The 8,741-nt window shown below is 69.1% G+C and carries 8 protein-coding genes; all 8 read right to left on the bottom strand.

From position 1 onward, the window contains the following. Positions 1-18: 18 nt before the first annotated feature. The 8 genes from ABZT04_RS35670 to eccD all read right to left on the bottom strand — a co-directional run bounded on the left by ABZT04_RS35670 (position 19) and on the right by eccD (position 8,569). A complete protein-coding gene (locus ABZT04_RS35670; protein WP_356061818.1) occupies positions 19-384 on the bottom strand; it encodes a hypothetical protein in 366 nt (121 codons plus the stop codon). A 7-nt stretch (positions 385-391) separates the two neighbouring features. Beyond that, entirely contained in the window at positions 392-841 is a 450-nt protein-coding gene (locus ABZT04_RS35665; protein ID WP_356061815.1) for a YbaB/EbfC family nucleoid-associated protein, read from the bottom strand. After that, entirely contained in the window at positions 838-3,954 is a 3,117-nt protein-coding gene (locus ABZT04_RS35660) for an AAWKG family protein (protein WP_356061812.1), read from the bottom strand. The genes ABZT04_RS35665 and ABZT04_RS35660 overlap by 4 nt, the downstream gene beginning before the upstream one ends. Positions 3,955-4,039: 85 nt before the next feature. Then, positions 4,040-4,489 (bottom strand): type VII secretion system-associated protein, encoded by a 450-nt coding sequence (locus ABZT04_RS35655; RefSeq protein ID WP_356061810.1) that lies wholly within the window; start codon positions 4,487-4,489, stop codon positions 4,040-4,042. 117 nt (positions 4,490-4,606) lie between these two features. After that, positions 4,607-4,930: a WXG100 family type VII secretion target gene (locus ABZT04_RS35650; RefSeq protein ID WP_355902004.1), complete on the bottom strand. Its 324-nt coding sequence runs from the start codon at positions 4,928-4,930 to the stop codon at positions 4,607-4,609. Between the two features lie 46 nt (positions 4,931-4,976). Further along, a complete protein-coding gene (locus ABZT04_RS35645) occupies positions 4,977-5,315 on the bottom strand; it encodes a hypothetical protein (RefSeq protein ID WP_033285066.1) in 339 nt (112 codons plus the stop codon). A gap of 221 nt (positions 5,316-5,536) precedes the next feature. Next, positions 5,537-7,114, bottom strand: a complete 1,578-nt coding sequence (gene eccB / locus ABZT04_RS35640; RefSeq protein ID WP_356061807.1) for a type VII secretion protein EccB — start codon at positions 7,112-7,114, stop codon at positions 5,537-5,539. A 54-nt stretch (positions 7,115-7,168) separates the two neighbouring features. Then, entirely contained in the window at positions 7,169-8,569 is a 1,401-nt protein-coding gene (eccD, locus tag ABZT04_RS35635; protein ID WP_356061804.1) for a type VII secretion integral membrane protein EccD, read from the bottom strand. Positions 8,570-8,741: the final 172 nt, after the last annotated feature.

Raw genomic sequence — 8,741 nt, 5'->3', positions numbered from 1 at the left:
CAGGGGTGGTCCGGTACGTCAGTGCTTTCCGCCGTGCGAACCACCGTCGGTGTCGCCCGTGTTGACGCTGGAGTCGTGGATGGCGTCGAGTACACCGCTCTGGGTGCCGAGCACGCTCTTGAGGTTGGCGAGCGTGCCGTCGCCGACACCGACGATCGCCTCGGAGAGGGATGTGCCGGTCTTCACCGAGCCCTCCCGCTGCTGCTTCTCCTGCGGCAGCATCTGTTTGGCGTAACTGTCGTCGTGCCCGGGCCACTTGGAGGTGGCCGACACATCGGTGATGAACTCGTTGATCATGTCCGTGGCCAGCCGGCTGATCTGGTCGATCTGCCGGGTGCCGGCGATGAGCGCCGGGGGGCTCGCGAAGTAGGCGTTCTCCGACATCGTGTCCTCAGTCCTCCGGGTCTTCGTTGATCTCGTCGCGGAGCCGGCCGGCTCCGCGCCGTCGGCCGCCCTTGGGGCCTTCCAGCACACCGGGCCCGAAGATCTTGTTCCAGTCCACGTCGAAGCCGGTGATCTCGGGTGCCTCGGGGTTCGCCCTGGTGAAGGGCTCGAAGGTCGCCATGACGTGCCGGGCCATCCGGGCCCGTGCCTCCTGTACCGCCTCCAGCACGCTCGCGGAGAGCTGACCCGCGGGCATCGTGCGGTACTTGTCGTCCAGGAAGGTCAGCGCGGTCAGGTCGCCCTGCGCGGTCACGGTCACCTCGACCGCGCGGTCCGCCGAGCGTACGGTGCTCTCCGCGTGGGCGAGTTCGCTCTCCGCGCGGGCCACCGCGGCCTCGGTGGCCTCCAGTTCGGCCATCGCCTTGGCGAGCCGCTGCTCGATCGACTCGCTGCTCATCGGCCGATCACCGCCGGCGAACCGCCCTCGTCCGTGCCCCAGACGTCCTCGTCCTCGGTGAGCCATGCGTCCCGGGCCCGGTCGCCGCTCTCCGTGGAACGGCCGTTCTGGCCTGCGCCGTTGCCGTTGCCGGGCCCGCCCACCGGGTACGGGGCGCTGGACGTGGTGGGCCGGGTGTAGACGACGTCCTCGTCCTCGTCCACGGACGACGTCCGGCCCGTACGGCCGCGCCGCGTGGCGCCGTTAGCCGGATCGGTGAGTACGGCGCGGGTGCGCTCGCTGTTGCCGCCCTGTCCGCCGCCGGCGCCGCCCATTCCGCCGCCCATGCCTCCCATGCCGCCCATCCCCATGGGGTTGAGCGGGGTGCCGCTGGACGCGCTCTGGGTGTCGGCGGAGGCGGCGAGGGTGCTTCCGTCGAGGGCGTCGGAGCGCAGCGCACCGCCGGTGTAGGGGGTGCTGTCGTAGTCGTCGTAGCCGCTGTCGAGGCCGGAGTCCAGGCCGCCCGAGGTGTTCAGTCCACCGGTGCCGCTCAGCCCGTCGCTGTTGAGCCCGCTCGTGTTCAGGCCACTCGTGTCAACGCCGTTGCCGTTGAGTCCACTTGTGTCGATGCCGCTCGTGTCGATGCCGTTGCCGTTGAGGCCGCTGGTGTCGATCGAGGACGAGGGCAGGTCGGTGCCGTTGATGTCGGTGGTGGTCGTGTGGCCCGACGGGTCGGTGGTGCTGAGCTGTCCCGTGTCCGGGTTGAGGTTCTGCGTGGAACCGTCCGGGAAGTGCGTGGTGAGGGTGCCGTCGCTGTTGAGCGTGGTGGTCGAGCCGTCCGGGTTGGTGAAGGTGTCACCCGGGTTGAGGTGTGAGGTGGTGACGTTGCCGGAAGGGTCGGTGACCGAGATCTGACCGGTGTCCGGGTTGAGGGTCTCGGTGGAGCCGTCCGCGAAGTGGGTGGTCACCGAGCCGTCGGGGTTGATCTGGCCGGTCGAGCCGTCCGGGGTGGTGAAGGAGCCGTCAGTCGGGTTGAGCGTCGACGTGCTCACCGTGCCGTCCGGGTTGACGGTGCTGACCTGCCCGGTGGTGGGGTCGAGGGTCTGGCTCGTGCCGTCGGGGAACTTCGTGGTGAGGGTGCCGTCGTCGTTGAGGGTGGTGGTCGAGCCGTCCGGGTTGGTGATGGTGCTGCCCGGGTTGAGCTGGGAGACCGAGGTGGTGCCGTCCGGGTTGGTGGTGGTGACCAGGCCGGTCGACGGGTCGATGGTCTGCTGGGAGCCGTCCGGGAAGGTCGTGGTGAGGCTGCCGTCGCCGTTGAGCTGAGTGCTGCTCCCGGTCGGGGAGTTGAGCGAGGTCGAGCTGTTCTCGTCGGTGTTGTTGGGGTTCAGGAGCGACGGGGTGAGGGCGCCGTTCAGCGCGGAGTTGACGAGGCTGCTGGGGTCGTTGGACGAGCCGTCGCCGTTCAACAGGCTGTCGCTGTTGAGGTTGTTGAGGTCGTCGAGCCCGCTGCCGACGTTGTTCAGGCTGTTGCCGAGGTCGTCGTTGAGGTTGTTGAGGCTCGAATTCAGGTCGTTGCCGATGTTGTCGAGGTTGTTCCCGAGGCCGTCGTTCAGGTTGTTCAGGCTGTCGTTGAGACCGTCGTTCAGGTTGTTGAAGTTGTTGCCCAGGTTGTTGAGGTTGTCGTTCAGGTTGTTGCCGAGGTTATTGAGGTTGTCGTTCAGGTTGTCGTTGAGATTGTTGAAGTTGTTGCCGAGGTCGTTCAGGTTGTTGTTGAGGTTGTTCAGGTCGTTGTTGAGGTTCTCGTTGTTCTTGTTCGCCTCGTCCTCGGCGATCTCGGCGTCCTCCTTCTGGAGGACCTCGGCGAGCGTCTCGGAGTTCTTGTTCTTGACCTCGTCGTCGAAGGCGTCCTGCACGTCCGCCCAGGCGTTCTTCACCGCGCTGAGCGCGTCGATGGACGGCTGCTTGAGCTTGCTGTCCGCGTGGTCCGACCAGCTCTTGACGGCGGCGTCGGCGACCTTCTGCCAGGTGGTGTGCTGGGTGAGGTCGCCGTAGTCGGGGACGTTCTGCTTGAAGTTGGCGTCCGTGGAGTAGGAGGTGTAGGTGCCACCGCCGTACTCGCTGTAGGTGGACTGCGTCGACGACAGCACGTGGTTGATGTTGTTGTTGATGACCCACTGACTGATGTCGTCGAGGATCTTCTTCACGTGGTAGTGCGGGTCGTGCTGGCCGTCCGAGGCCCAGTCGGTCCACGCGGTCTGGAGGGCGGTGACCGCGTCCTTCAGGGCCAGTTGGGCCGCGGCCAGCGCGTCGCTCAGCTTCGACTTCGGGACGTAGCCGCCCAGCGTGCTGTTGGTCGCCGTGTAGTCGCTGCCGCCCAACTGGGAGACGTATCCGTTGTAGTTGGTCTTCAGCTCGTCCAGCAGATGCCAGAACAGGCTGGCCGCCTTGCCCTTCCAGGCCGCCTGGTCCTCGCCGAGCGAGGTCATCCACTGGTTCACGATGTCCGAGTGGTCCTTGAAGAACTGCACCACCCGGTCGAAGGACTGCCCGGTGTTCTCGAAGGAGAGCATGTCGACGGCGTTGTCGTCGATGACCGACAGCCCGCTGTAGGAGAAGCCCTGTGTGGAGTAGGGCGACGACAGCAGGTGGTCGAGGACCAGCTTGCTGCCCGAGATGTACTGCGCCATCGGCCCCGAGTCCCACTGGACGTGCGAGTACGAGCCCTCGAACGCGCCGCCGCCCGTGACCTCCCCGCCGCTCCACAGCGTGGCCCGGCCGTTCCCGTCGACGGTGACGCCGATCATCACGATCCGGGCCTTCTTCATGCTCACGCTGTCGTGCGCGCCGTCCCCGCCGGCGTCGTAGAAGGCCAGGTCGTAGTCCTCGCCCTTGTTGACCTGCCAGCCGCCGATCGCCGAGTAGTCGGCCGCGGTCACCGACCGCATGTCGATGCCCTGGATGTCCATCCGGAACAGCTTGAGGTCGGAGAAGTCGTCGCTGTTCGAGCTGCTGAGCTTGTCGAACAGGGTGGACCGGGGCGGGATCGTGTAGCCGGTGAAGTCGGTGACGGCCTGGGCGAAGTAGTCGTCCGGGTCGTAGCTGGGGGTTCCGGAGGTGCTGGTGCTGTCGGCCATGGGGCGGAACTCCGCTGCGGAGGAGGAGGGGGCGGGGGCTCGGCAGGGGCCGGCGGGAGCGGATGGGCCGCGCGCCGGGCCGGCCTCAGGAGCCTTGGGAGTCGGAGCCGCTCATGTCGCCGTCGACGGTGTCGAAGATGTCCATCAGCTTCTCGCCGTCGATCGACGCGAGACTGTCGCCCTGGGTCTTGAGCAGGGTGGTGATGGTCTCGTCCAGGGCATCGTCGATGTCGTCGAAGAGGGTCTTCTGACCGGTGAGGATCTTGTCCAGCGCGCTCGCCTGGGTCTTGAGCGCCTCCACGAGCGTCGAGCCGCCGACCGGGTCCTTGCTGTCGCCGCCGTTCATCAGACCGATCCGCAGGATCTTGGCAAGGCCCGCGGCCGAGCCGTCGCCGGTCTCCGCGACCAGGTTCTTCAGGGAGCGGACGCCCGCGTTGTCCTTGCGGATGGCCAGCAGATCGCTGATGAAGTCGGCGACGTCGGTGTTCTTGAAGTTCTTCAGCGCGGTCGAGTCGAGATGGGTCAGGTCTGCCATGGGTGCCTCCGCGGGCGGGACGCGCCGGCTCCGGCGTACGGCGCGGCGACGGAACGGGAAGGTGCCTCGACCGCACCGACCTCGACAAGGGCGGTCGGTGCGGTGGGGCCGGCCGGGTCAGCGGCCGATGGTGACCTCGGACCACATCTGGCTGAGGGAGTTCTCGCTGTACTTGTAGCTGTTGGAGATCTCGTTCAGGAGCTGGGAGTGCGAGGTGAGCAGCAGCTCCATGTTCTGCACCGCGCCGTCCCAGGCCGCCTGCTTCTGGCGGTAGGTGTCGGCGTCGTTTCCGTACCAGGTCTTGGACAGCTCGCCGAGTTCCTGCTCAAGGCTGGAGAGCGTCTGCGCGATCGCCTTGGTCTGCGCGACCATGTCGTCCGCGGCGTTCGACATGTGGTTGTAGCTGACGTAGATGACACCGTCGGACAGGTTGTCTGCCACAGCTTGCCTCTCTTACGCGATGGGGGGATCGAGCGGGACCGCGAGGTCAGCCGGCGAGCTGGTCGAAGGCCGACTGCGCCGCGTTGTACGCCTGGTTGATGGAGTCGTTCGAGGAACCCTGGGTCTTGTTGTGTTCCACGAGGCTCTGGTTCAGCCGGTCGATGACGTCTTCGAGGTTCTTGAGGATGACGTTGCACTGGCCGTCCCACTGCGCGAGGAGCTGGCCGTACTGGCCGCCGTCGCTGCCCTGGTAGCCGCTGCCCAGGGTGGAACGGGTGCTGTCGACATCCTGACGGATCTTCACAATGCCGCTGAAAGCGCTCTCCAGGGCCTGGATTCCGTTCCGGGTCGAACCTTCGCTTGACTGCTGGCCATCTCCAGCCATCGTCCCACCTTTCGTAAGTCGATCTGTCGTACGGATACAACTGAGCCTAGATTGAGGGAAGTTGCGCTGGCAACGAACTGAGGAAGATATGAGGTTGCCATCAGGTTCCGATCAACGCCTTTTACTGGTAAGCAACTTGACCGGAACACGAGCCTCCGTGGATTCCGGTTCTGGACCTGTTGCTGATTGGCGTGAACACGATCTCCAACGGCGTGAATCAGTCAGTTCCCCCCGGCTGACACCGAGTTCGAGACCGACCCCGCCCCCGCGGCCGACGCGCCCGCCGGAACCTGTCCGGCGATGGCGGGCAGGCCCGCGCCGGGCCCTCCGCCCGTGCCACCGGCGCTCGTGCCGCCGCACTGTGTCGACGTGCCCGGGGTGCCCCCGGCTGTCGAGTCGGAGGCCGCGGCCTGGGGGCTCAGGGTCGGGCCGGTGGGGAGCATGGAGAGGAGGGTGGAGGGGACGCGTACCGGTGTCGTGTCGTCGTAGCCGAGGGCGGCGAGGGCGTTCGCGTCCGGGATGCGGTACTTCACTCCGTCGTCGCCGACCAGGAACGTGGTGTCGCCGACTGTGCCCCCGGCCGCGCCCAAGGCACGGACCAGTGTGCCGTGGCCAGGTCGTGTCACCACCCGGTCCACCGCCACGCACGCGGCGGTCAGCGCGGTCGTGTCGGGCTGTGCGGCCGGGGACAGCTCGGAGTCCGCCACCCGTACCGAGGTCACCCGCACCTGCCCGTCGGCCGGGTCGACCTGGGCGCACACCGACTCGCCCGACCCGGGAGCGAACGCGCTCGGCGGGCTGTCCGGCAGCCCGGCCACCGACGGGTCCGTCCCGGCCGTGCCCGGCGCCTGGTGGGCCCGCAGGTCGGAGACGTCGATCGTGAGGACCGACGGAGATCCCCCGTCGTAGGCCTCCTTGCGGGTGTCCGGGTCGCCGAGGAGCAGCGCCGACTGAGTGTCCGTCACGGGGTGCAGGCCATCCTTCTGGAGGACGTACTCCTGGTTCCCGGAGCCCGCCACCACGCGGAACACCTGCCCGATCCGGGTGGCCCTGCCGCCCAGTTCCGGACCCGCCGTCCCCCGCCCCTCGACCTTCGGGGTGGCCAGCTCGGGGCCGGTCACCAGGGCGTCCAGGAAGGCCGCCGACACCGGGCGGGGCGTCACCGGCGCGTAGCCGAGGGACTCCGCCGCGCCCGAGACCTTGTCCAGTTCCAGCCGGCTGCCCTGCCACACCAGATACGTGCGCTTGTCGGGGCCCCGCACCACCAGCGCCGACTTCACGCCGACCGCGTCCGTCGCCACCGGTGCGCCCGGCACCAGGGTCGTCTCCCGGCCGGAGCCGGTCGAGCACACCTGCCACGGCGAGGTCTCCAACTCACCCGGCGCCGGTACGGAGTCGGGGGCCCCGGTGATCCCGACCGGCTTGCCGACCGGGGTACCGGCCAGGGACTTCGAGCCGACCGAGGTGGTCGTCAGGTCGGAGCCGCCGATCAGCACGGCCGAGGCGTAGTTGCGCACCGGGCGCAGCCGGCCCTCGCTGTACAGATAGCGGGCGCCGGTGTCCTTGTTGACGATCAGGGTGTCGCCGCTGCGCCATGCGTCGTTGCCGCCCGGTCTGATCAGCCCGTACACCAGCGCCCCGGCGCAGATCAGCACCCCGAAGATCACGCCGACCAGCGCGCCACGGCTGGTACGGCCCAGCGGGCTCTCCGGTGCGTCCGGGTCGGCCAGCAGCATGCCCGAGGTCAGGCGGCCCATCATGAACGTGTGCGCTTGCACCTGGTCGCGCTTCGACCGCACGCTTTCCTCCCGGCTGGGTCGTTCTGGTTGGTGTTCGGGGCCCTCGCGGGCGGGTCAGCCCGTGATGCCGCGAAGGGTGCCGAAGACACCCAGGAGCCAGAGCGTCAGCGGGAGCAGGGCGATCGCCAACAGGGAGTGCAGCAGTTCCGCGGCCCGGCCCCAGTACGGCACCATGCGCCGTCCCGGTACGGTCCACACCGCCACCGTGAGGACCGCCGCCACCGCCAGCAGGCCCGCCACCAGGAGCGCCCGCTCGGAACCGGAGAGCCGTAGCCCCCAGCCGAATGCGAGCAGCAGCAGACCCCACGCACCCGGCAGCACCAGGACCAGCCGCTGGGCCGTGTTCACCAGACCCCGGCCGTGCAGGAGCAGCAGCAGGGACAGGACCAGGGCGCACAGCACCGCGGGGAGGCTCGGGCGGCGGGCCAGGGCCACCAGGCAGGCCGAGGCGAGCACGCCCGTCGCGCCGTAGAGCGCGGTCATCCACTCGCCGGCGAGTTCGGTGCGCACGGCGACGTCGTTGCCCCGGTAGGGCTCGATGCCCTCCTGCAACTGCTGTGCGTTGGTGGGCAACGCGGGCATCCGCATCCCGGCGAACTTGAACGACAGCGCGGGCACCAGCCCGCCCAGCAGCACCGTCAGCGCCGCGACGACACCGGCCGCGGCCGCCACGCGTACGTCGAACACCGTCATCAGCACACCACCCACCGCCGTGGCGAGCGCCACCAGCGCCGACGCGAGGAACAGTGGCGTACGCGCCGCGGAGGCCGCCAGCGCCAGCACCGCGCCGCCCGCCCAGGCCGCCGCCGCCCCCAACAGCCGTGCCCCCAGCACCTGGTGGGCCTGCGGACCGCTCAGCTCACCGCCCGGCACCAGCCAGCCCGCGAGCGCGAGGGCGGGGGAGGCGAGCAGGCCCAGGACCGTGCCGGTGACGGGGTCGTCCACGGCCCGGCTCGCCGAGGCCGCACCGGCCAGGAGCAGCAGCCCGGCGCCTACGGCGGTGGCCGCGCGCAGTGACGCCGGGGCGCCCGGCAGGGCCAGCAGGACCAGTCCGGCCAGCACCGCCACCGCGAGCAGACCGCGCAGCAGCCGTCGCGCCGCCTCCGGGCTCCAGCCGTGCAGCCGGTCCCGGGTCACCGCGGCGATACCGTCCACCAGGTCGTCGAGCCGCACCTCGGGCAACGCCTCGGTGCGCGGGCGCAGATGGAGCGCCTCGCCGTCGGTCAGTCCGAGCGAGGCGAGGGTCGCCTCCTCGTCGAGGGGCCGTCCGCCGAGGCGCTGGAGCACCCAGCCGTCGTGTTCGAGACCGTTCTCCTCGGCCTCCTCCCCCGCGTACCGCAGCACCGTGGGCAGCAGATCGGCGACCGGTACGTCGGAGGGCACGGCGAGGTCGATGGTGCGGGCCGGGGCCCGGACGGTCAGATGGCACAGTCCGGTCACGGAAGTGTCGGTCATACCGGGGCTCACGTCTCCTGGACATCGAAACGGGGGCACGCGGCTCGGCGTGCGTGGGGGGCGCGAGGGGCGCGGGTGAAGCAGGGGGGTGACATGGACGTACGGAGTTGACGGGGTGCACACTACTGACACTCCCTACGACTCGTGTCAACGGGAGCCCCCACGAACGGTG

Source organism: Streptomyces sp. NPDC005492, from assembly GCF_040605995.1.
In the GTDB taxonomy this organism is placed as follows: domain Bacteria; phylum Actinomycetota; class Actinomycetes; order Streptomycetales; family Streptomycetaceae; genus Streptomyces.
This window is presented reverse-complemented; position numbering and strand designations above follow the sequence as displayed.

Excerpts from the sequence above, each read along its gene's own strand:
- ABZT04_RS35670 (WP_356061818.1), bottom strand. The coding sequence starts at position 384 with ATGTCGGAGAACGCCTACTTCGCGAGCCCCCCGGCGCTCATCGCCGGC.
- ABZT04_RS35665 (WP_356061815.1), bottom strand. The coding sequence starts at position 841 with ATGAGCAGCGAGTCGATCGAGCAGCGGCTCGCCAAGGCGATGGCCGAA.
- ABZT04_RS35660 (WP_356061812.1), bottom strand. The coding sequence starts at position 3,954 with ATGGCCGACAGCACCAGCACCTCCGGAACCCCCAGCTACGACCCGGAC.
- ABZT04_RS35655 (WP_356061810.1), bottom strand. The coding sequence starts at position 4,489 with ATGGCAGACCTGACCCATCTCGACTCGACCGCGCTGAAGAACTTCAAG.
- ABZT04_RS35645 (WP_033285066.1), bottom strand. The coding sequence starts at position 5,315 with ATGGCTGGAGATGGCCAGCAGTCAAGCGAAGGTTCGACCCGGAACGGA.
- eccD (WP_356061804.1), bottom strand. The coding sequence starts at position 8,569 with ATGACCGACACTTCCGTGACCGGACTGTGCCATCTGACCGTCCGGGCC.